Here is a 22,928-nt window from a genome sequence, read left to right on the forward strand (position 1 = left end):
GAACATCATGACTGCGAAGGTTCAATTGATCTCCCCGGTCGATGGCCGGGTGTACGCCGAACGCGAGGTGGCCGATGCGGCGCAGATCGAGCAGGCGCTGACGGCCGCTGCCAGCGCACAGGCGGCATGGCAACGCCGCTCACTGAGCGAACGCGCGGCGTTTTGCACTGCCGCGGTGGACGCAATGCTGTCGATGCAGGCCGACATCGTGCCGGAGCTTGCCTGGCAAATGGGCCGCCCGGTGCGTTATGGCGCCGGCGAACTGCGCGGTTTCGCCGAACGCGCCCGGCACATGATCGCTATCGCACCGCAAGTCCTTGACCGGGTAGAGCCCGAGCCTGTCGCGGGATTTCGTCGCTATATCAAACGCGAGCCGCTGGGCACGGTGCTGGTGGTCGCTCCGTGGAATTACCCCTATCTGACGGCGGTGAACACGATTATCCCGGCGCTGATGGCCGGCAACAGCGTGATCCTCAAGCATGCTTCGCAAACGCTGCTGGTGGGCGAGCGTTTCGCCGAGGCCATGCGTCGCGCAAAACTGCCCGAGGGGTTGTTCCAGAATCTGCTGCTCGACCATGTGTCGACCGGGGCGATCATTGCTTGCGGGCGCGTGCAGCAAGTGAACTTCACCGGTTCCGTGGAGGCTGGAAAAGTCATGGAAAGCGTCGCCAGCGGACAATTTCTCGGTATGGGCCTGGAGCTCGGCGGCAAAGACCCGGCCTATGTCCGGGCAGACGCCAACCTTGAACAGGCGGTGGAAAATCTGGTGGACGGCAGTTTCTTCAATTCCGGGCAGAGTTGCTGCGCCGTGGAACGCATCTACGTCGACCAGAAAATCTACCCGGTGTTTGTCGAGCGCTTCGCCGAACTGACCCGCCAGTACGTGCTGGGCAACCCACTGGATGAAGCCACCACCCTCGGTCCGCTGGTGACACCGGGCGCCGCATTCTTCGTTCGCGGCCAGATTGCCGATGCGCTGGCCCAGGGCGCCAAAGCGCTGATCGATCCGAAGTCCTTTCCCGCCGACGTGCCGGGCAGCGCCTACCTGGCACCGCAAGTGCTGGTGGACGTTAACCATGAAATGTCGGTCATGCGCGACGAAAGCTTTGGCCCGGTGGTCGGCATCATGCCGGTGGCCAGCGATGAAGAAGCCATCACCTTGATGAATGACAGTGAGTTCGGGCTCAGCGCTTCCATCTGGACCCGGGACCTCGCAGCAGCCGAACGCCTGGGCAACGAGATCGCCACCGGCACGGTGTTCATGAACCGCTGCGATTACCTGGACCCGGCATTGGCCTGGACCGGCGTGAAGAACAGCGGTCGCGGCGTCACCCTGTCGCCATTGGGCTACGAGCACCTGACCCGGGCCAAATCCTTTCATCTGCGTCACGAGGTGTAGACCATGAACCTGACAGGAAACTGGAGCTACCCCACAAGCGTTCGTTTCGGTGTCGGGCGCATCGCCGAACTGGCCGAGGTCTGTCGCAGCCAGGGTATCCAGCGACCTTTACTCGTGACCGACAGCGGCCTGGCGCGCGCACCGATCACCACGGCGGCACTGGACGCATTGCGCGCCGCCGGTCTTGGCGTGGCGCTGTTTTGTGACCTCAAGCCCAATCCGGTGGAAGCCAACCTGGCTGGCGGGCTCGATGCCTGGCGTGCCGGCCAGCACGATGGCGTGATCGCGTTCGGCGGCGGCAGTGGCCTGGACATGGGCAAGCTCATTGCCTTCATGAGCGGCCAGACCCGTCCGGTCTGGGACTTCGAAGACATCGGCGACTACTGGACCCGCGCCGACGACAGCCGCATCGCCCCGGTCATTGCCGTGCCGACCACGGCGGGAACCGGTTCCGAAGTCGGCCGTGCGGCGGTGATCATCGACGAGCGCACCCACACCAAACGCATCATCTTCCACCCGAAAATGATGCCCCGCGTGGTGATCAGCGATCCGGCCCTCACCGTCGGCATGCCCGCCAAAATCACCGCAGGCACCGGCATGGACGCGCTGTCCCATTGCCTGGAAGCGTACTGCGCCCCCGGCTTTCACCCCCTGGCCGATGGCATTGCCGTGGAGGGCATGCGCCTGGTGGCCAACTCACTGGTGAAGGCGGTACACACGCCGTCGGACCTTGAGGCCCGCGCACAAATGCTCGCGGCGGCGGCCATGGGCGCCACGGCATTCCAGAAAGGCCTGGGCGGGATGCATGCGCTCTCCCATCCGGTGGGTGCGTTGTATGACACCCATCACGGCATGACCAATGCCACCTTCATGCCCTATGTCCTGCACTTCAATCGCTCGGCCATCGAGGAGCGCATCACCCGCCTGGCGGCGTACCTGCGCCTGCCCTCCCCGGGGTTCGACAGTTTCCTGGCCTTCGTCCTCAAGCTGCGCAAGGACATCGGCGTGCCCCATACCCTGGTTGAACTGGGCGTTGATGACCGGCAGGCCGACCTGATCGCCGACATGGCGATTGTCGACCCTTCCGCTGGCGGCAACCCGCTGCCATTGACCCGGGACGGCGTGGCAAAGATTTTCGACGCGGCACTTCACGGCCGTCTGTAGGAGCGTGCCTGCTCGCAATGGACTTGAGGATGACGCGGGGTGTCAGGCTCCCCGCGTCATCGTTGACGTTCATCGCGAGCAAGCTCGCTCCTACAGAAAACCAAGGTCGAGCCTACGGCGGCTCAGTTCGGCCTGTCCAAAACCTGAAAAGGGGCACACATCATGAACCCAGCAAGCCAGCCGGGCACCGAAACGCACGACGATGACGTCAAGGTGCTGCACAGCATGGGCTATGCCCAGCAACTCTCACGACGAATGGGGGTTTTCTCCAACTTCGCCATTTCCTTTTCGATCATCTGCATCCTCTCGGGTGGCATCAACTCCCTGGCCCAGGGCACCTCGGGCGCGGGCGGGGCATCCATCGGGATCGGCTGGCCAATCGGTTGCCTGATCTCCGGGGTATTCGCCATGGCCATGGCGCAGATTTCCTCGGCCTACCCCACCGCTGGCGGCCTGTACCACTGGGGCTCGATCCTCGGTAACCGCTTCACCGGCTGGCTGACCGCGTGGTTCAACCTGCTGGGGCTGGTCACGGTGCTGGGCGCGATCAACGTCGGTACCTATTACTTCTTTTTCGGTGCCTTCGGGCCGGCACTGGGCATGGAGGACACGACCACGGTCAGGGTGATTTTCCTGGCAATCCTCACCGGCCTGCAGGCCTTGTGCAACCACTTGGGTATCGGCCTGACCGCCAAACTCACTGACTTCTCAGGTTACCTGATCTTCGCCACGGCGCTGGCCCTGACCATCGTCTGCCTGATATCGGCACCCAGCTATGAATTCGCACGGCTGTGGACCTTCGGCAACTATTCCGGCGAAGCGGGTGGCAGCGTCTGGCCGCAGGTCTCCAACGGCTGGGTGTTCATGCTCGGCCTGTTGTTGCCGATCTACACCATCACCGGCTATGACGCCTCTGCGCATACCTCCGAGGAAACCCGCAACGCGGCCATGTCGGTGCCGCGCGGCATGGTCATGTCGGTGGTCTGGTCGTTGCTGTTCGGCTGGCTGATGCTCAGCGCGTTCGTGCTGATGCTGCCGAACATGGACGAGGCGGCCAAGCAAGGCTGGAACGTGTTTTTCTGGGCCATGAACACCCAGGTCAACCCGACCTTGAAACTGGTGCTTTTCGTGGCGATTTTCATCTCGCAGGTACTCTGCGGACTGGCCACCGTCACCTCGGTTTCACGGATGATCTTCGCGTTCTCCCGGGACGGTGGCCTGCCCTGCTCAAAAGCGCTGTCCTCGGTCTCATCGACCCATCGCAGCCCGGTGGCAGCGATCTGGACCGGTGCCACCCTAGCGGTGTTGTTCGTCTGGGGATCGTCGGTGATCTCGATCGGGACAACGCCGGTCTATACCATCGTGGTGTCCTGCACGGTGATCTTCCTGTTCTTCTCCTTCGCCATTCCCATCGCGCTCGGCCTGTTTACCTTTGGGACGTCGAAGTGGCCGACCATGGGGCCGTGGAACATGGGGCGTTTCTGGTACTCGGTGTTCGCCATCCTCTCGATCCTGGCGATGATCATCATTTTCGTCATCGGCATCCAGCCACCGAACGATTGGGCGCTGTACATCACCATCGGTTTCCTGATCCTGACGGCCATCGTCTGGTTCGGTTTTGAAGCCCGGCGCTTCCAGGGGCCACCGGTGGGCGACATGATCGTCAAGCGCCAGGCTGAAATTGCCGCGGCGGAGGCGGCGTTGGACAGGAAATAGGCGCGTGCTGATTAACCTGTGGGAGCGAGCTTGCTCGCGATGGCGGCGTGTCAGGCGCCATTGATGTTGGATGTGCCGGCCTAATCGCGAGCAAGCTCGCTCCCACAAGGTTGTTTGGCGTTTCCGAGCTTTGCGGGTGGCTGCATTCCCCTGTGGGAGCGAGCTTGCTCGCGATGGCGGTGTGTCAGGCGCCATTGATGTTGGATGTCCGGCCTAATCGCGAGCAAGCTCGCTCCCACAAGGTTATTTGGCGTTTCCGGGCTTTTTTGCAGGCTGATGATCTATCCTGTGCCTCCCCGATTCCGCCCCGGAGACACCTGTGCCCGCCCTCACCGCCCGCGAGGTTTACCAGCCGTTGCGCGATGCCGCTCAAGGCATCTGCACCTTCAAGCGAGTCGACGACGCCTGCGAGCCTGACCATGTACAGGTCGACATCGACGGCTGGCGCCTGACGCTCGACGTCGACGCCGGTCACCTGCGCCACTGCCTGCACGGCCAAAGCCCCGATGGCCGAGAATATGTGTTCGACAACGGGCAGCGCTTCGGCACCGACCCGGTGAGTTTGCTCAGCACCTGGGAGCTGGCGCAGATTGAACGGCTGCTGGCCTGAATCTTTCGCAACCTGTCGTTCCCTGGCCGCACTTGTGATACACAAGCCGGAGTGATTTTCGCGTCCAAGGAGGTTCTGCCCATGCCCCGTTCCCTGCGCCTGCCGCACTGGCTGACCTGCGCCCTGCTCGGCTTGCTCGCTGGCAGCGCCCAAGCCGGCACGACACCCCCGGCGCCCGATGCCTTGCAGCCCTTGCTGGCGACGATGAATGAGCGGTTGAACATCAGCGAACTGGTGGCGCTGACCAAGTGGGACAGCGGCAAACCGGTCCAGGACAACACCCGGGAAGCGCAAGTCATCGCCAACGCCAGGAAGCAGGCGGCCGAACGCCAGCTTGACCCCGACGATGTCGCCGTCCTGATCGCCGCCCAGATTGAAGCCAGCAAACTGGTGCAATACGGCCGGCTCGCACAATGGCAAGCGGCGCACAAGGCACCGGACACGCCACGGCCAGACCTGGGCAACGACATCCGGCCCAAGCTCGACAACCTGCAGAACCTGCTGCTCACGCAGTACGCCGCGTTCCTGCCCTACCGCAACGACCCGAACTGCCCGCAATGGCTGGCCACCGAACGTTCCGCGCTGATCAAGGATTATTTGCATGGCCAGGCGATGATTCGTGCGACCGGGGAGCTGTGTATTGCAGGGCGATAACGTCAAATGAGCCACATTGAAACCCTCGCCAAAATCCTGCTCGGCCCGTTGTTGCTGGCCCAGGGCCTGTATACGCGGCGGGTGACGCCCAAGTTGCCGGAGGCCGAAGGTGACCGCCAGGGCGAGGTCGGCAGCGGTGACGTGCTGCGCTTGTTGATTGTCGGCGACAGCGCCGCAGCGGGGGTAGGTGCGGCGACTCAAGGTGAAGCCCTCAGTGGTCGGCTGGTCGCGCGCCTGGCCGATGATTACCAGTTGTCGTGGAAACTCTGGGCGCACTCGGGGCTGGATTCACAAGGGTTGCTGGAGCTGCTCGAACAGCACGCCCCCGAGCCGTTCGATGTGGCGCTGTTGTCGATTGGCGTCAACGATGTCACCAGCTCTCTCACCCTGGATCAGTGGCTCGCTCGGCAACGGCGCTTGATGGCGCTGCTGTGCGATAAATACGCGGTGAGGCAGATCGTGGTGTCGCCGCTTCCGCCGATGCATTTGTTCCCCGCGCTGCCCCAGCCGCTGCGCTGGTTTCTGGGTTTCAGGGCGCGGCGGTTCAATGCACATCTTGCGGATCTGGCCGCACGCCTGGATCAATGTACGATGCTGACCACCCCGCTGGCGCCCGAACCGGGCTTGATGGCCAGCGATGGTTTTCATCCGGGGCCGATGCTTTATCGGCAATGGGCTGACGATGCCGCCAGGGTGATCGACCAACGCTTTCGCACCACAACAATAAAAACAGGAGTTGAAGATGTCTGAGCTGAAACTGAACCCCAATGTCGCAGCGTCCCTGAAGCAGTGGCACGCGGTGCTCGACAACCGCGACTTGAGCGGTTTGCCCGAAATGCTCGATCCGCAGGCAGTGTTCCGTTCGCCGATGGCGCACACGCCGTATCCGGGAGCGCCGGTGGTGTCGATGATCCTCAATACGGTCATGGACGTGTTCGAGGATTTTGCCTATCACCGTGAGCTGGCGACGGCGGATGGCTTGAACGTGATTCTCGAATTCAGCGCCAGGGTCGGCGAGAAAGAACTGAAGGGCATCGACATGATCCGCTTCAACGAACAGGGCAAGATTGTCGAGTTTGAAGTGATGGTGCGGCCGCTCAGTGGCTTGCAGGCGCTGGGTGAGGAAATGGGGCGGCGGTTGGGGGCTTACCTGAAGGCCAGCAAGGCCTGATGTCCTGATCCCGCCCCCCCCTGTAGGAGCGAGCCTGCTCGCGATGGTCGTCAACGAAAACGCGTGCTTGCTGGCTAAACGCGGCGCTCTTGAGTTCATCGCGAGCAGGCTCGCTCCTACAGGTTTTGTGTAAAACCGGAAGTCATCACACCATCGGCTGGTGACTGGTCACGCAGTGAATCCCTCCACCACCGGCAGAGATCGCGTCGATGTCGAGCTGCACCACCTCGCGGTCCGGGTAGAGTTCGGACAGCAGGTCGAAGGCCTTGGCATCGGCTTCTTCATCGCCGAATTGCGGTGCGATGATCGCGCCGTTGATCACGAAGTAGTTGATGTAGCCCGCGGCGAAGTCCGGGTTGTCGTTGCTGAACCGGCTGTTGCGCGGGTTGAGCGGCGGCGACACGGTATGCACCTGCAACTTGCGGCCATCGGCATCCGTGGCGTTTTCCAGGATCTGCAGATGGGCGCGAGTGACCTTGTAGTCGTAGGACTCGGGGTCGTTGTCGAGGTTGGCGATGACCACGCCGGGCTTGACGAAGCGCGCATAGAAATCGACGTGGGCGTCGGTGATGTCCTTGCCCTTGATGCCCGGTAGCCAGATGATTTTGCGCAGCCCCAGGCGCTCTTTCAGTTCTGCCTCGACCTCGGCCTTGCTCCAGTCGGGATTGCGGTTGCGGTTGATCCAGCTGCTTTCGGTCATGATCCCTGTGCCGTGGCCATCCACTTCGATGCCACCGCCCTCGCCCACCAGTTCGCTTCGCTGGTAATCCGCCTTGGCGTTTTCGGCGACCAGGGCGGCCAGTTGCGCATCGTCCGCATGCTGCTGTTTGTTGCCCCAGCCGTTGAAGTTGAAGTCCACGGCAGCAAGGCCGCCGCTTCCGTCGACGACAAAATTGGCGCCGATGTCGCGCATCCAGATGTCATCCAGTTCGGTGATCACGAAGGTGGTGTTGTGGCTACCGCATTTGACTTCGGCCAGGCGCCGTTCGCTCTGGCGACAGAACACGGTGACCGGCTCGTGTTCGGCAATGCTGCGGGCGATCCGGCCAAGGGCGTCTTGCACGTGGGGCGTGAAGTCCTCCCAGATCGCGGCCTGTGCCCCGAAGGCGATGAAGGCCCGCTGGTGTTTGTCCCCTTCATCGGGCATGTACCAATTGCCTTTGTCGGCCGCTCGCACCGGCAGGCCGGCAAAACCCAATCCCATGGACGCCACCGTGCCCATTGCGGCTGCGACCGATACCCGCTTGATGAATGTTCGACGTGTCGGCATGTGATTTCCTGAAATCGAGGTTTGGCCGGCCCTCGGGCCGGCCGGTGATCATTTGACTGTAGCGGTCTTGAACTTGGTCCAGGTGCGCATGCGTGCCCGCATGTCGGCCTGGGGAATGTCCTTGCCGGGAATCAGCCGCGCGTAGGTGGCATCATCGAGGTAGATGTCCGGGTTGTTGCGCATCGCGGCATCGACATCCGGGCGTGCCTTGGCGTTGGAGGTCGGGTAGCCGGTGAAGTTGCTGATGGCTGCCATGTTTTGCGGGCGCATCACGAAGTTGATGAACGCGTAGGCGTACTCCGGATGCCGGGCGTCGACGGGAATGGCCATGGTGTCCATCCACACCGTGGTGCCTTCGCGGGGGATGCGGTAGTGGAAGGCGGTTTTCTTGCCAGCGCCGTCAGACGTGCGTTGCGCCTGGGTCATGTCGCCGCTGTAGCCGAGGGACATGCACAGGTTGCCGTTGACCAGGTCGGTCACCGGTTGCGACTGGAACTTGCGAATGTACGGCCGCAGTTTCATCAGCAAGTCACTGGCCGCCGCCAGGTCCGCCGGCTTGGCGCTCCTCGGGTCGCGGCCCAAGTAATTGAGCACCACCGCCAGCACTTCGTCCGGCGAGTCGATCATCGAGATGCCGCAGTCGGCGAATTTCGCCGCCAGTTCCGGTTTGAACAGCATGTCCAGGCTGTCGACCGGCGCATCCGGCGCACGCTGGGCGATCTGCCCGGCGTTGTAGGTCAGGCCGATGGTGCCCCAGGTGTACGGGACCGTGGCCTGGCGCGACTGCTCATAGTGCGAGCGCAATTTCTGCAACCCCGGCTCGACGTCGTTCAGAGCAGTAAGTTTTGACTGATCCAAGGGCTGCAAACTGCCGGCGCGCATCAGGCGTTCGGCCACGGTGTCACCGGGGAAGATCAGGTCGTAGCCGCTGCCGCCAGCGAGCATTTTCGCTTCCAGGGTTTCACTGCCGTCCATCACGTCGTAGATCACTTTGATCCCGGTTTCGGCGGTGAACTTGCTCAAGGTGTCCTCGGCGAAATAGTCGGCCCAGTTGTACAGCCGCAGGGTTTTCTCCTCGGCGTGCAACGCAGGCACCGCACAGCTCAGCGTCAGCCCCATGGCCAGGCACAGCTTGTTGATCGTGTTCATGTCACACCCCTTGGGTTGCCCAGCGTGAGTGGATCTGACGACCGTCCTGGGTCAACAAGGCGCCGTACATTTCCGGACGGCGATCGCGGTAGATACCCCAGGTCAGGCGGTCCTCGCGCATGGCCGCCAGGTCCAGGCTGTGGACCAGCACGCCGGTGCTGTCACGGTCGGCTTCGGCGAGCAACTTGCCCTTGTGGTTGCAGATGAACGACGAGCCATAGAAGCTCATTTGCAGAGTCGGGTCGGTGGTCGCCGCCTCCCGGCCGACCCGGTTGGCCGCCACCACCGGCAGCAGGTTCGCGGCGGCGTGGCCGCGCATGGTCATCTGCCAGTGATCCCGGGAATCGAGAGTGGCACAACCCGGTTCGGAGCCGATGGCCGTCGGGAACAGCAGCACTTCGGCCCCCATCAACGCCAGGCAGCGAGCGGTTTCGGGGAACCACTGATCCCAGCAGATGCCCAGGCCGATGCGCCCGAACGCGGTGTCCCAGACCCGGAAACCGCTGTCGCCGGGGCTGAAGTATTCTTTCTCCTGATAGCCGATGGCGTTGGGGATGTGGGTCTTGCGGTACACACCCAACAGGCGCCCGTCGGCGTCGGCCACGCTCAGTGAGTTGAAGTAGGCGTTGCCGGCCTTCTCATACCAGCTCAGCGGCAGCACCACGCCCAACTCTTTCGCCAATGCGGCGAAGCGCTGGAGCACGTGGCTTTCGCGATACTCCTCGGCCAGTGCCAGGTGTTTGTGGTGTTGCTCGATGCAGAAATACGGCGTGGCGAACAGCTCCTGCAACAGGATGACCTGCGCGCCCTTGGCCGCAGCTTCGCGGACCAGTTGCTCGGCCTGGTCGAGGTTGTGTTTCAGGTCCCAGGTGCAGGGCATCTGGGTGGTGGCGATGGTCAGCAGTGTCATGGCATCAACCCCGCACCGGCCAGGCCGGCTGTTGCTGGGTGATGCAATGCACACCACCACCGCCATGGGCCAGATGGTTGATCCGCACCGGCACCACTTCACGACCGGGGAACGCCTGCGCCAGCACTTCGGCAGCGACCTTGTCGGCATCGATGCCGTAGGCCGGCATGATGATCGCGCCGTTGGCGATATAGAAATTGGTGTAGGAGGCGCAGAACACTTCGGCCTCGGTGTCCACCGCATCGGTGGCTTCGAACAGTTCGATCAGTTCGAACTGGCGGCCTTGGGCGTCGGTGGCCAGTTCAAGGGCGCGGCGGTTCTCCCGGGCCACTTCGGCGTACACCGATTGCTTGTCGTGGGTGGCGTCCACCAGCAACACGCCGGGACGGGCAAAGGCGCACACGCCATCGACGTGGCCGTCGGTCATGTCGCCGGTCACATAGTCCGGATCGCCCGGCAGCCAGATGGTTTTCTTCACACCCAGCAGGCGGGTGAAGATCTCTTCGATCTCGGCCTTGCTCACGCCCGGGTTGCGATTGGGGTTGAGCAACACCGATTCGGTGGTGATCAGCGTGCCCTCGCCGTCCACATGAATCGCGCCGCCCTCGTTGCTCAACGCCGTGCCGAAGCACTCCAGTCCCAAATGATTGAGCGCACGGCGGGCCAGGCTTTCGTCCAGATCGTGAGCCGACTTGCCACCCCACGCATTGAAGCGCCAGCTCACACCGGCCAGGCCTTGCTGCGGGTGGCAGACGAAGCTCGGGCCGGAGTCGCGGCACCAGCTGTCGTTGACCGCCAGTTCGATCAACTCGATGTTCGGTCCGCACAAGGCTTTGGCACTGGCGATAGCTGAAGGATCGACCACCAGTTTCACCGGTTCGAAGCGGGCGATGGCGTTGGCCACCCGGGCGAAATCTTCTTGAACCTGTGGCAGTGTCACCCGCCAGCCTGACTCCCACAGGGTCTTGTTGTGCGGCCAGACCATCCAGGTGGCGGCGTGAGTGACCCACTCGGCCGGCATCGTCCAACCGCTGTTTTGAATTACGTTCTGCTGCATGACAAGCACCTCTGAGTTAAGTCATTGTGTTCAATGAAAACGGCCTTGGCGGTCTTGGCATGCATGCTACGGCTGGAAAAACAGGCAAACAAACGATGGATTTTGCAGACAACTGATTAGAGGAGCTTATCGATATGCTCAAACACTGGCCGCCCCTGAGCACCCTGCGCGGCTTCGAAGCCGCCGCCCGGCTGGGCAGTTTTCACAAGGCTGCCGACGAGTTGCACCTCACCCAATCGGCGATCAGCCAGCAGATCCGCAGCCTTGAGGCGTACCTGGAGCAACCGTTGTTCCATCGCAGCGGGCGCAGCGTCAGCCTGACCGATGCCGGGCACGATCTGCTGAGCACCACCCAGGCGTTGTTGCAGCAACTGGCGGTGGGCATTCGCCGCTTGGGGCAATACCAGAAGCCCAATCAACTGGTACTCAACACCACCCCGGCGTTTGCCCGGCACTGGTTATTGCCGCGCCTGGGGGATTTCCGGCGCCAGCATCCGCAGGTCGATCTGTGGATTTTCAGCACCGATGAAGTGCCGGACATGGCCAGCCAGACCATCGACCTGGCGGTGCGCGACGACATCAGTTCCCAGGCCGAATGCAGTTTCAAGGTGCTGCACGCCGATCGCCTCTACCCCGCGTGTCACCCGAGCCTGTTGGCCGTGCCCGTGGAACAGCGCACCACCCTGCATGGCGAGCGGGAAATGGACTGGAGCCACTGGGCGGTGGAATCGGGCATAGATGTGGGGCAGATGGATCAGGGGCTGAATTTTTCCGATCCGGGTTTGCTGCTGGACGCGGCCTGTACCGGACTGGGCATTGCGCTGGTGAGCCAGTTGCTGAGTCGGCAGGCGCGGGCCACCGGGCTGTTGCAGCCGATGGTGGAGCAAACCATCCGCGGCCCGAACTGGGCGCTGCTGACCCACCGTGACAGCGAGAACATCCCGATGGCGCGGGCCTTTACCCAGTGGCTGGTCGACAACCTGGCGGCCGAGCAGCAGACCACGGCGTGATCATTGCGCCGGGAAGGTTTGCAGGTAGGCCAGCAGGTCTTCGATTTTTTCCGGGTCACTGAGGCCCCAGAAAATCATGCGGGTGCCGGGGACGACTTTCTTCGGCGCTTCGAGGTAGGCGATCAGGGTTTCGCGGTCCCAGACCAGGTTGGCGGATTTCATCGCGTCGGAATACACGTAGTCCGTGGTGACGGCGGAATGGCGACCGATCACGCCATTGAGTTGCGGGCCAAAGAAGGCGCGAGCCGATTCACCGATCTGATGGCAGCCGCTGCAGAGGCGCTTGTACACTTTCTCCCCGGCCTGGACATCGCCTGCAGCAAGGGTGGGTGTGCTGAACAGGCCCGCGGTGAGCGCCGAGGCGAGGGTCAGTGCTGCGAGTTTCTTCATGTTCCGTTTCCAGTCGGGTGTTGCCGGATAGCTATTGGAACATGCGGGCCGGGGATATCCCAAGTGGTCAAATGGACGCAATCCCTGTGGGAGCGGGCTTGCTCGCGAAAGCAGTAGTCCAGCCACCTACGATGTTGAATGTGAAGGCCTCTTCGCGAGCAAGCCCGCTCCCACAGGGGGCCTGCGCTCATCATGATGGTTGTGACCGATGAGGGTAGACGGTGTTCGAGGCTTGTCAGGAATCGCTGCCTGACGGCGCCTGGGGCACGGGGCGGGTTTTCACGGTGACGAACATTTTGATGCGGTCACCGATTTCCTGGAGGGTATGGCGGAACGGGTCGTGTCTTTCGCTGGTGGTCGGGTCTTCGAAGCTCCAGACCATCACTTCACCGGTAAACGGCATGCGTGAGGCCTCTTCGCAAGACTTGTCGCACAGGGTGATGACGTAGTCGAATTCCTGACCTTCGAAATCTTCAAGGGACTTGCTGCGCAAGCCGCTGGCATCGACACCGATGTGATCTAGGGATTCGAATGTGCGCGGGTCGATCTCGCTGGCCTCAAGCCCGGCGCTGAAGGCCTGGAAATCGGCAGGATCGGTGTGGCGAAGCAGGGCTTCCGCCATGGGTGAGCGGACATCGTTTCGGGCGCAGACGAACAGCACGCGACGGGGGTCGGTCATGGGTTTACCTCGGCTGGCAGGTTTTTAGTGTTTGCTCATCAATCCATGCAGAACGCCGAACCGCAGACCCGGTTCCGACGCAATCATATGCGTGATCCCGAACACCTTGAACGCCGCCAGCATCACCACCAGACCACCGGGCAGAATGCTCAGGCGGTGGATGGGCAAACCGGCCAACTTGAGGTGTTTCACATGTTTGACTTCCAGCAGGCGCAACGACAGGCGCAACAGGCCGCCGTAGGTGATGCCGCCTTGGCCGTCATCATTCAAGCCATTGGCCTTGAGCACCTTGGCCAACATCCGCGCCGTCCCTGAAGAACCGATCGCCTGCTGCCAACCCATGGCTCGATAGCGACGGGCAATGCGTTCGAATTGCACGGTGGCTGCGCGTTCGGCCTCCAGCAGCGCTTCGGCCACGATCCGCCCGCCGTGGAAGTAATGCGCACCGAAGGTGCCGCTGCCGATGGCAATGCTCTCGGTGACCAGCAACCGGTCGCCACGGCCGATGATCATTTCCGTGGAGCCACCGCCGATATCCAGCACCAGCCGCGTGGTTTGCGCCGGCAAGGTGTGGGCGACGCCGGCGTAGACCAGTTGCGCCTCTTCGTGACCGGAAATGACGTCGATGCGAAAGCCCAGGTGCCGCTCGGCACTGGCCAGGAACAGCGGCGCATTGTCCGCTTCGCGTACCGCGCTGGTGGCCACCGCCCGCACGCGCCCGGCCTCGAAGCCGCGCAGTTTCTTGCCGAATCGCGCCAGCGCCTGCCAGCCACGGTCCAGCGCCAATTCATCGAGCGCCCCGCCCTGCAAGCCCTCGGCCAGACGCACCGGTTCACGCAGGGTTTTCACTTCCTGGATGACCATCTGCTGGTTCCGTCTCACCGACTGGCCAATCATCAGGCGAAACGCATTGGAACCCAGGTCGATGGCGGCAAACAGCGGGGCGTCTTTCATATGGGGTTCCTTGCACATTCATCTGCCGGCGGACTGACGGCCGCCGGTCACTCAAGACGGATTGCGAGGATCTTGCCATTGCTTTGATGACACCCGGATGACAGGCCTGGAGTTCTGACCCACACCACAACAGTGGCAGGATTTTCGGCATCCTGATGGATGGCCATGAAGCTGTCATCGAATCGTCATGGACCGAGCGCCATACTCAGTCCATCCAATGCGTGCTTTAACTTTCCGCTGCCAGTCCCGGCAGCTTTTTTTTGCCTGAAATTGCCCTTACAAACACTCCTGCGCCGCACGCTCGAACGTCGACGGCACGAAGGTCGACGCCAGCAGCTTGCGCTCGTACAGGAACACCTTGCCGCCGTTCGAGGCTTTATAGGTTTCAAGCACGTTGTCCGCAGACACTTTGCTTGATACGACGATCCGGTAGCTGCGCTGGGTCTGCGACACCGTTGGGTTGAGCGCATCGTGCTGCAACTTCGGCACCACGCAATGGGTGTACTCCTCCGGTGACTTGCTGGTCTGCAAGGTCATGGTCGGATCGTTCGGCGTGGCACAACCGGCCAGCAGTAGCGAAGCGAAGGCCAGGGTCGGGGCAAAAACAGTGCGCATGAATCAGGTCCTGAATAGAAATCCACGGTGGATCGGGTTGCCCGCCGCTCAATGGACGTCGGGCTTTTTAGTTTGTTGTTGCGGTCAATCCGGCGGTTACCAGCGCCTTCAACGACGCATCGAACTGTTTCAGCGCGGTCAGTTGCAGGTCGCGTTGCTGTTCGATTTGCGCGGCGATCTCGGGCGCGGTCTTGTCATGCACCCATACCGATGGCAGTTGTTTTTCCACCGCGCCTTCGGCCTTGCCGATGTACTGCAGGTTGGCGTCGTAGAACCGCGCGGCGAAACGCGCCTCGACCCGGTCGTTACGCTGGGTCAGCAACTGGTTGTGGGTATCGAGCATCACCACCACATCGGGGTGGGCCTGCACCAGGGCATCGAGATTTTCGTAGACCGTCACCGACAGAAAAGTGTGGTGCAACGAACCCATCAGCCAGTCGATGGCCAGGTCCGGATCGGAACTGTTGACGAACGCCTGGCGAATCCGCGTATCCAGTGCGTTCTTCGCACCGTTGACGGCCACCGAGTGGTATTGCTCAAGGTATTGCAGGTTTTCCACAGTGTTGTCGCTGTAGAGCACCCCGACCGTCTGACCGTATTGCAGCCTGCTGTGACCGCCGGTGATCGGCGGCAGATGGCAGGCGCGTGCGTCTTCGGCAAAGGCCGATGCGGTGGATGCAACACTGCCCAGCAACAGGGCAATCACAGCCAGTCGGGTCAAGATTTTCATCGCGCAGGTTCCTTGAGCAGCGTGTTCAACGCAGGCAATTTTCCGCCTTTGCGCAAAAAACAGAACTTGCGATTCTTGATGGTGACTATTGACTGAACCAATAGTGCTGCGGCGCCAGCAGCTGCCTTTGGCGTAAATTTACCGGTCAATGTCGAACAAGTGGCTGTGCCGCATGCCCACTGTTCATTACAGTGGCGACTGCCCTCAAAACCTGATCAAGGAACGAAAAAATGGTCACTTGCTACCTGAAATACGTGCTCGATCCCTACCAGCTCGAAGCGTTCGAGCACTACGGCAAGTTGTGGATTCCCCTGGTGGAAAAGTTCGGCGGCCAGCACCACGGTTACTTTTTGCCATCGGAGGGTGCCAACAACATCGCCCTGGCGCTGTTCACCTTCCCCAGCCTGGCGGCGTACGAACATTACCGGCAGCAGTCGATGAACGATCCAGAGTGCATCGCGGCGTTCAAGTACGCCGAGGAAAAGAAATTCATCCTCAGCTACGAGCGTTCATTCATGCGGCCGGTGTTTGGCGAGCAGGCGCGCTGAGTCAGCCTTTTTGCAGATCCAGGCAATAGGTGTAATAACCGGGGTCGCGCACCCAGCCCAGGGATTCATACAGGCGCTGGGCGGTGACGTTGTCGGTGGCGGTTTCCAGGGTCATGCCTTTGCCACCGGCCAGCTTCGCAAAATCCCGGGCGGTGTTCATCAGCAAGGTGCCGACGCCTTTGCCCCGGGCGGCGGGTGTGGTGAACAGGTCACCGAGCAGCCAGGTGCGATGGGCGTCGATCGAGGAAAAGGTCGGGAACAGCTGGACGAAGCCGAGGTTTTCACCATCGCTGTCCCGGGCAAGAAAAATCACCGATTCATCCCGGGCGAGGCGCTCGGCGATAAAGGCGCGCGATTGCGAAAGATTCGACGGCTGCTGGTAGAACATCCGGTAGGCGTCAAACAAAGGGGCGATCTGGTCGATGTGCGATGCGTCGGCGCGCAGGGCCTGAATAGCCATGAGGGTGCTCCATTGCGGTCTCAAGGAATTACAGACTAGCAATGGCGAGGCAACAGCGACGCACTATTTTCATCCATTGTGGGAGCGAGCTTGCTCGCGATAGCGGAGTGTCAGTCAGCGTAAATGTCGACTGATCCACCGCCATCGCGAGCAAGCTCGCTCCCACATTGGATTTCCACATTGGATTGCAGATTGTGGTCAGACCCGCACATTACGCCCCGGCAGCGAAGTACGCTGGCTGCTTTCCCAGCCCTCGACCAGCCCCACCGGCACATCCGCCGATGGCAACATCTGCACGCCACGCACCAGGTCGGATGCCCGCTCGGCGAGCATGATGGTCGGCGCATTGAGGTTGCCGTTCGGCTCGGTCGGGAACACCGACGAATCGATCACCCGCAGACCGGCGATGCCACGCACGCGCAATTCGGAATCGACCACCGCCATTTCGTCCTCGCCCATGCGGCACGAACCGCACGGATGGTAGGTGCTTTCAAGGTTGTCACGCACGAAGGCGTCGAGGTCTTCATCGCTGGTCACTTGCGCGCCCGGGGCGATTTCGCCGTCGCGGAAGCGGTCCATGGCTTTCTGGCCGATGATCTCGCGGGTCAGGCGAATGCAGCGGCGGAAACCTTCACGGTCCTCTTCCCGCTCCAGATAGTTGAAGCGGATTTCCGGATGCTCGTACGGATCGGCCGAGCGCACGCGCACATAACCACGGCTTTTCGGTTTGTTCGGCCCGGTCAGCACCATGAAGCCGTGGCCCTTGATCGGTTTGTTGCCGTCGTAGCGCATCGCTGCCGGCAGGAAGTGAAACTGGATGTCCGGCCAGCGCAGGCCCTTCTCGGAGCGAATGAAACCACCGGCCTCGAAGTGGTTGGTGGCGCCCAGGCCGTCCTTGAACAGCAGCCAGCGCAGACCGATCATCAGCTTGCTCAGCGGGTCCATCTTGCTGTTGAGGGTCACCGGCTCCTTGCAACCGAACTGGATGTACACCTCGGCGTGATCCTGCAGGTTCTCCCCTACCCCCGGCAGGTCATGGCGTACGCCGATCCCGGCCTTGCGCAGGACGTCCGCCGGGCCGATGCCCGAGCGTTGCAGCAGGTGCGGCGAACCGATCGGCCCGGACGAGATCAGCACTTCGCGGTTGCAATACACCTGGTGGGTCTGGCCGCCGTGGTCATACATGACCCCCACCGCACGCTTGCCTTCGAGGATGACCTGGCGCGTCATCGCATGGGTGATCACCGTCAGGTTCGGACGGCCCATGGCCGGGCGCAGATAAGCGTTGGCCGTGGAGCAGCGCACGCCGTTCTTCACAGTCATGTGCATGGCGCCGAAACCTTCCTGCATGTAGCCGTTGCAGTCTTCGGTCTTGATGTAGCCCGCTTCGGCACCGGCTTCGACCCAGGCACCGTACAGCGGGTTTTTCATATGGTTGCCGTTGGTGGTGTGCAGCGGCCCGGTTTGCCCGCGATAGCTATCACCACCCGACTCGTAGCTCTCGGCGCGCTTGAAGTACGGCAGGCAGTTGCGATAGCCCCAGCCTTCGGCACCCAGGGATTCCCACTCGTCAAAGTCCAGTGCATGGCCACGGATGTACACAAGGCCATTGATCGACGAAGAGCCGCCCAGCACCTTGCCCCGCGGGCAGTGAATGCGCCGGCCGTTGAGGTGGGTCTCCGGCTCGGTTTCGTAACGCCAGTTGTACTTCTTGGTGTTCATCGGGATCGAGAATGCGCTCGGCATCTGGATCACTACGCTCTTGTCACTGCCGCCGAATTCCAGGACCAGCACCGAGGTGGCCGGGTCTTCGCTCAGGCGGTTGGCCAACACACAACCTGCCGAGCCTGCGCCAATGATGATGTAGTCGTATTTTTGCGTAGCCATTTTTTGCGTGGTCATGACTATCTCCCGACCGTTGATTCAGTGAATACCGGCATAGGCTGCTGTTTGTGGGTCAGCGTGTCGCCGGTGGTGTATTGCGGGGAGTTTTTCTCAATCTGCTGGATCACCGCTTCTTCGCGCTTGAGGTCGATCGAGCGGCTCAACCAGTAGTACGCCAGGCCCGATACGATCAGCCCGACCAGCCAGGCGATGTCGATGCTGCCCAGCGCCTTGGCGAGCGGACCGACATACACCTCGCGCTGTTCAACGCCGTCGAAGATGTAGAAGAACGGGATCATCGAGATAAAACCGATGGCATAGGCGGCGATACCGCGCAGCCCCCAGCTGCCGTAAATGTTGCCGTGGGGCATGAAGAAGTGCGGGATGGCGTAGCGGCCCTTGCGCACGAAGAAGTAGTCGGTGAGGTTGACCGAGGTCCAGGGCACCAGGAAGTACAGCATCACCACCAGGTAGATCCCCAGTACCGACAGGCCTTTGCCGGAACTCTGGATGCTCAGGGCCACGCCCAGTTGCAGCAGGATCACGAAGCCGATGGCCAGGATGCGTGCCTTGCGGGTTGGCTCGATGTGCTTGATCGAGTCGACGCAGGTCAGCGTGGTCAGCTTGGCGCTGTAGATGTTCATCGCGATCACCGGCAGGAACGCCAGGATGGTGACGACCACCACCGCCGTGCCCACCAGCGGCGACACGGTGTTGCCGACTTGCCCGAGGGCCACCAGCACGTCAGTGGAGTGCAGGTGATCGGCCAGCCAGCCACCCACGGAAATCATCCACGCACCGGACAGCGACGCCCCAAGGAACACCACGGCGATCAGCTTGCCGCTGGAAGTATTCTTCGGCAGGTAGCGCGAGTAGTCCGACACATAAGGCGCATAGGCGATGTTGTAGCTGGCGGCCGCCGCAAACTGCGCGATGAAACCGGTCCAGTTGAAACCCAGCGGCTCCCGGGCCACTTCGCCCGCCGCCAGCGCCGGCATTACCGCGTCCGGCACCCAACCCATCAACACCGCCACAGTGACAAGGCCATACAGCGGCAGAGACAGGAACAACGCCCATTTGAAGCTGCGGTGCATCCAGTCATGGCCGAGAATCGCCAGCACCGCCGCCGGTATGGTCACCGCCACCGCGATCACCGCGGGGTTGAACCCGAATAGTGTGTGCAGCCCCTGCATCATCAGCACCAGGTTGACGATGTTGAAGCCGGCGAACACGAACAGCGTCGCCAGCAGCACCAGGATCACCCCGCGATAACCGAACTGCGCGCGGGACTGGATCATCTGCGGCAGGCCAAGGTGCGGGCCTTGCGAGCCGTGAAACGCCATGAACAGCGTGCCGAACATGATGCCCAGCGTGCCGGCGAGCGTGGTCCAGAGCGCGGTCAGGCCGACGCTTGGGCCAACGAAGCCGATGGTCATGGTGAAGAAGGTGAAATTGCCGAGAAACCAGAACGGGCCCTGGCTCGACAGTTTGTCGGTGCGCTCGTTCTCGGGGATGAAGTCGATCGAATGCCCCTCGACGACGGATTTTTCGTCGAGGGCGGACACGCTCGTGGCGGACTTGGCGTTAGTGTTCATGACGGACTCTTATTGTTGGAAGATCATGACGAGATAACCGCGTTCTTTCGGGTGAACGACTCCCCTGTGGCCCTGAAAATGGGACTGCTGCGCAGTCCAGCGGGAGCAAGCTCCCTCGCCACAGGTTCAGTGTTGCCCGTGCCTACCTGGCGTTGTTGCTGGAACCGAAAACCTGTGGGAGCGAGCTTGCTCGCGATAGCGGAGGGTCAGGCAACACAGATGTTGAATGTGCAACCGTCATCGCGAGCAAGCTCGCTCCCACAGGAATTGAGTCAGCCCTGACTCAAGGCAGCGTGATCCACACCGCCTTGGTTTCGAGCAGGTAGTCGAGCTGCTCGGCGCCCAGGTCCTTGCCGAATCCGGACTGCTTGTAGCCACCGAACGGCATCGACGGATCGAGGGTGCCGTGGGCGTTGACGTAGACCGAACCGGCCTTGAGGCGCGGGATCAGGCTGTGCACTTTCCCGAGGTCGTTGGAATACAGTGCGGCAGCCAGCCCGTAAGGCGAGTCGTTGGCCAGGGCCAGCGCTTCTTCCTCGTCGTCGAACGGTGCGGTGACCAGCACCGGGCCGAAGATTTCTTCCTGGACAATGCGCATGTCGTTGCGGCAATTAGCGAAAATGGTCGGCTCGACGAAGAAGCCAGGGCCATCGACCGGTTGACCGCCGTAGACCAGTTCGGCGCCTTCGGCCTTGCCGGTTTCGATGTACTCGGTCACGCGCTGCTTTTGCAGCGCCGAGACCAGCGGGCCGATGAAGCAATCCGGATCCAGGCCCGGGGCCATTTTCAGGGTGCGCGTGTAGGTGATCAGCTCACGCAGGAATTCGTCGTAGACACTGCTATGAATATAGGCTCGTGTACCGGCGTCGCATACCTGCCCGGAGTTGAAAAACACGCCGTTGGCGACCGCTTGGGCGGCGGCCGGGATGTCGGCGTCGGCACAGACGATGACCGGTGATTTACCACCGAGTTCGAGGGTTAGCCGCTTCATGTCATCCAGCGCTGCGCGGCCGACAGTCTGGCCGACCGGGGTCGATCCGGTGAAGGTCAGTTTGTCGATGCCGGGATGGGTGGCCATGGCCGCGCCGACCACGCTGCCGCGCCCGGTGACGATGTTGATCACGCCGTCAGGGATGCCCGCTTCCTGCACCAGTTCAGCGAAGCGCAGGGCCGACAACGAAGTCAGTTCTGCGGGCTTGACCACCACGGTGCAACCGGTGGCCAGCGCCGCGCCGAGTTTCCAGGCCATGGTTTGCAGCGGGAAATTCCACGGCACGATGGCGCCGACCACACCCACCGCTTCCTTGCGGGTATAGGCCAGGTAATTACCCGGCAGCGAAGGTTCGACGGTACGCCCGTGCAACTTGGTGGCCCAGCCGGCGAAGTAACGCAGGGTATCGACGGTGCCCTGGATGTCAACGTCCTTGGCGAAGGCAACCGATTTGCCCATGTCGATCGATTCGATTTGCGCCAGCTCGGCAGCGTTCTGTTCGATCAGGTCGGCCAAGCGCTGCATCATGCGCTCGCGTTCCGCCGGTTTGGCCTGACGCCAGGCGCCGCCGTCGAACTGGGCGCGGGCGGCTTGCACGGCGCGGTCCAGATCATCGGTGGTACCCATGGGAATGCGGGTGATCAGGCCTTCGGTCGAGGGTTCGACCACATCGGAAGTCTGGCCGTCGCTGGCCTCGACCCAGGCGCCGCCGATGAACATTTTCTGGACCTTGCCAAGGAAGGTCTGGGTGGCTTCGCTGACGCCGAATTTTTGCAGGTAACTTTTGACGATCGTGTCCATTTTTGTTCTCTCTGCCCGGCAGTCAGGGCCTGCCGGGTCACTGGTTTCGATGATCAGGCTGATGCGGTTTCGCTTTCGGCGGCCGCCCGCACCTTGCCTCGCTCGTGGAAGATGAAACCGATGCTGTTGAGCAGCAGTTGCGCGGCGAGAATCGAAGTCATGCCGGTCGGGTCGTACACCGGAGCCACTTCCACCAGGTCCATGCCGACGATGTTGCCCTTGCTGCGCTTGGCCAGGGCCTGGATGATTTCCAGCACTTCGTAGTAGAGGAAGCCACCGTGGCTCGGGGTGCCAGTGCCGGGGGCGATGGACGGGTCGAAACCGTCGATGTCGATGGTGATGTAGTAGTTGATGTTCTGCGGGATCAGCGCCAGCACGCCTTCGACGCCGAGACGACGCACGTCGCGCACCGAGAGGATTTTCGAGCCGGCTTCGTGGGCCGCTTCATAGTCATCACGGTTGGACGACGACACGTTGCGAATGCCCATTTGGGTCATGCCGACAATGTGGTTCATTTCCGAGGCGCGGCGCAGCGGGTTGCCGTGGCCATAGCGAACACCGTGGCGCTCGTCGACGAAATCCAGGTGCGCATCGAAGTGAATGATGTGGATCGGGCCACGGCCCTCGAAGGCCTTGATCACTGGTGCGTGCACCGAATGGTCGCCGCCGAGAACAACCGGCATGACACCAGCGTCGAGGATCTTGCGCACGGCGTACTCGGTGTTCTTGTTGCTGGTAGCCATATCGGTGTGGACGATGTCGGCATCACCGACGTCAACCATGCGCACGTCCGATGCGGTGAGGTACATCACGTCATCTTCATGATCGTAGGCGCCGGCGTGGCCGAAGGAAAACAGCGTCGATGCTTCGCGAATCCCGCGTGGTCCGAAGCGTGCGCCGGAGCGCCACTGGGTGCCCATGTCGTTGGGCACGCCAAGCACCGCGACGTCGGCATCCAGTGCATCCCAATCGGTGCACACCGGGGATTTGCCAAAGGTGCAATGACCCACGAATGGCAGGTTCAGGCGACCGGATTCATAACCGTTGTTCGACATTTCTAGCCTCTCCACTTCTTGTTATCGGCTTGACGGACTGCAAGGCGACCGCCGTTGGAAAGACTATGGGCGCAGGTTTTCGTGGAAAAAATGCTAAACATCAGATACTCATATCG

The 22,928-nt window shown here is 61.9% G+C and carries 23 protein-coding genes; 9 read left to right on the forward strand and 14 right to left on the reverse strand.

Translation table 11 applies throughout. From position 1 onward, the window contains the following. The first annotated feature begins 7 nt into the window (after positions 1-7). From J4D25_RS15120 to J4D25_RS15150, 7 genes are all read left to right on the forward strand, one after another. On the forward strand, positions 8-1,399 hold the full coding sequence (locus J4D25_RS15120; protein ID WP_057714227.1) for an aldehyde dehydrogenase family protein: 1,392 nt from the start codon (positions 8-10) through the stop codon (positions 1,397-1,399). A 3-nt stretch (positions 1,400-1,402) separates the two neighbouring features. After that, a complete protein-coding gene (locus J4D25_RS15125; protein ID WP_057714226.1) occupies positions 1,403-2,563 on the forward strand; it encodes an iron-containing alcohol dehydrogenase in 1,161 nt (386 codons plus the stop codon). Positions 2,564-2,725: 162 nt separating this feature from the next. After that, positions 2,726-4,279 carry an amino acid permease gene (locus J4D25_RS15130; protein ID WP_057714225.1) on the forward strand — a complete coding sequence of 518 codons (1,554 nt, stop codon included), beginning with the start codon at positions 2,726-2,728 and terminating at the stop codon, positions 4,277-4,279. 319 nt (positions 4,280-4,598) lie between these two features. Then, positions 4,599-4,889: a hypothetical protein gene (locus J4D25_RS15135; protein WP_057714224.1), complete on the forward strand. Its 291-nt coding sequence runs from the start codon at positions 4,599-4,601 to the stop codon at positions 4,887-4,889. An 81-nt stretch (positions 4,890-4,970) separates the two neighbouring features. Continuing rightward, complete coding sequence (locus tag J4D25_RS15140) at positions 4,971-5,543, forward strand: chorismate mutase (RefSeq protein ID WP_057714223.1); 573 nt, start codon at positions 4,971-4,973, stop codon at positions 5,541-5,543. A 6-nt stretch (positions 5,544-5,549) separates the two neighbouring features. Then, positions 5,550-6,293 (forward strand): SGNH/GDSL hydrolase family protein, encoded by a 744-nt coding sequence (locus J4D25_RS15145; RefSeq protein WP_057714222.1) that lies wholly within the window; start codon positions 5,550-5,552, stop codon positions 6,291-6,293. Next, on the forward strand, positions 6,286-6,714 hold the full coding sequence (locus tag J4D25_RS15150) for a nuclear transport factor 2 family protein (protein ID WP_057714221.1): 429 nt from the start codon (positions 6,286-6,288) through the stop codon (positions 6,712-6,714). The genes J4D25_RS15145 and J4D25_RS15150 overlap by 8 nt, the downstream gene beginning before the upstream one ends. Before the next feature lie 145 nt (positions 6,715-6,859). Here J4D25_RS15150 and J4D25_RS15155 read toward each other — a convergent pair whose 3' ends face one another. Genes J4D25_RS15155 through J4D25_RS15170 form a run of 4 tightly spaced genes read right to left on the reverse strand, consistent with a single transcriptional unit; the run spans position 6,860 to position 11,100 of the window. Then, complete coding sequence (locus J4D25_RS15155; RefSeq protein WP_057714220.1) at positions 6,860-7,984, reverse strand: agmatine/peptidylarginine deiminase; 1,125 nt, start codon at positions 7,982-7,984, stop codon at positions 6,860-6,862. 48 nt (positions 7,985-8,032) lie between these two features. Further along, positions 8,033-9,133, reverse strand: coding sequence for an extracellular solute-binding protein (locus J4D25_RS15160; RefSeq protein ID WP_057714219.1), 1,101 nt, complete (start codon positions 9,131-9,133; stop codon positions 8,033-8,035). Position 9,134: 1 nt separating this feature from the next. After that, on the reverse strand, positions 9,135-10,043 hold the full coding sequence (gene aguB / locus J4D25_RS15165; protein ID WP_057714218.1) for an N-carbamoylputrescine amidase: 909 nt from the start codon (positions 10,041-10,043) through the stop codon (positions 9,135-9,137). Positions 10,044-10,047: 4 nt separating this feature from the next. Then, a complete protein-coding gene (locus tag J4D25_RS15170; protein WP_057714217.1) occupies positions 10,048-11,100 on the reverse strand; it encodes an agmatine/peptidylarginine deiminase in 1,053 nt (350 codons plus the stop codon). Between the two features lie 134 nt (positions 11,101-11,234). Here J4D25_RS15170 and J4D25_RS15175 point away from each other — a divergent pair, with 134 nt between their 5' ends. Further along, positions 11,235-12,110, forward strand: a complete 876-nt coding sequence (locus J4D25_RS15175) for a LysR substrate-binding domain-containing protein (protein WP_057714216.1) — start codon at positions 11,235-11,237, stop codon at positions 12,108-12,110. On the opposite strand, the gene J4D25_RS15180 is transcribed toward J4D25_RS15175, so the two are convergent. From J4D25_RS15180 to J4D25_RS15200, 5 genes are all read right to left on the reverse strand, one after another. Next, complete coding sequence (locus J4D25_RS15180) at positions 12,111-12,500, reverse strand: cytochrome c family protein (protein ID WP_057714215.1); 390 nt, start codon at positions 12,498-12,500, stop codon at positions 12,111-12,113. It lies immediately after the preceding gene. 235 nt (positions 12,501-12,735) lie between these two features. Continuing rightward, the gene (locus tag J4D25_RS15185; protein ID WP_057714214.1) at positions 12,736-13,179 is read right to left on the reverse strand and encodes an arsenate reductase ArsC; all 444 of its coding nucleotides are present in this window, start codon (positions 13,177-13,179) and stop codon (positions 12,736-12,738) included. Between the two features lie 24 nt (positions 13,180-13,203). Further along, the gene (locus J4D25_RS15190; RefSeq protein ID WP_057714213.1) at positions 13,204-14,133 is read right to left on the reverse strand and encodes a phosphatase; all 930 of its coding nucleotides are present in this window, start codon (positions 14,131-14,133) and stop codon (positions 13,204-13,206) included. Positions 14,134-14,409: 276 nt separating this feature from the next. Beyond that, positions 14,410-14,748, reverse strand: coding sequence for a hypothetical protein (locus tag J4D25_RS15195; RefSeq protein WP_057714212.1), 339 nt, complete (start codon positions 14,746-14,748; stop codon positions 14,410-14,412). A 67-nt stretch (positions 14,749-14,815) separates the two neighbouring features. Next, positions 14,816-15,478, reverse strand: coding sequence for a hypothetical protein (locus tag J4D25_RS15200; protein ID WP_057714211.1), 663 nt, complete (start codon positions 15,476-15,478; stop codon positions 14,816-14,818). A gap of 230 nt (positions 15,479-15,708) precedes the next feature. Between J4D25_RS15200 and J4D25_RS15205 the strand changes: the two genes are divergently transcribed. Beyond that, complete coding sequence (locus tag J4D25_RS15205; RefSeq protein WP_057714210.1) at positions 15,709-16,026, forward strand: NIPSNAP family protein; 318 nt, start codon at positions 15,709-15,711, stop codon at positions 16,024-16,026. A 1-nt stretch (position 16,027) separates the two neighbouring features. On the opposite strand, the gene J4D25_RS15210 is transcribed toward J4D25_RS15205, so the two are convergent. From J4D25_RS15210 to speB, 5 genes are all read right to left on the reverse strand, one after another. Next, a complete protein-coding gene (locus tag J4D25_RS15210) occupies positions 16,028-16,486 on the reverse strand; it encodes a GNAT family N-acetyltransferase (protein ID WP_057714209.1) in 459 nt (152 codons plus the stop codon). 198 nt (positions 16,487-16,684) lie between these two features. Then, positions 16,685-18,373 (reverse strand): choline dehydrogenase, encoded by a 1,689-nt coding sequence (gene betA, locus J4D25_RS15215; RefSeq protein ID WP_057716588.1) that lies wholly within the window; start codon positions 18,371-18,373, stop codon positions 16,685-16,687. A gap of 17 nt (positions 18,374-18,390) precedes the next feature. Next, positions 18,391-19,965, reverse strand: coding sequence for a cytosine permease (locus J4D25_RS15220; RefSeq protein ID WP_057714208.1), 1,575 nt, complete (start codon positions 19,963-19,965; stop codon positions 18,391-18,393). A gap of 283 nt (positions 19,966-20,248) precedes the next feature. After that, positions 20,249-21,757 (reverse strand): aldehyde dehydrogenase, encoded by a 1,509-nt coding sequence (locus J4D25_RS15225; protein ID WP_057714207.1) that lies wholly within the window; start codon positions 21,755-21,757, stop codon positions 20,249-20,251. A 53-nt stretch (positions 21,758-21,810) separates the two neighbouring features. Further along, the gene (speB, locus tag J4D25_RS15230) at positions 21,811-22,812 is read right to left on the reverse strand and encodes an agmatinase (protein WP_057714206.1); all 1,002 of its coding nucleotides are present in this window, start codon (positions 22,810-22,812) and stop codon (positions 21,811-21,813) included. Positions 22,813-22,928: the final 116 nt, after the last annotated feature.

Origin of the sequence: Pseudomonas sp. GW456-L13, assembly GCF_017350115.1 — a bacterium.
GTDB lineage: Bacteria > Pseudomonadota > Gammaproteobacteria > Pseudomonadales > Pseudomonadaceae > Aquipseudomonas > Aquipseudomonas jessenii.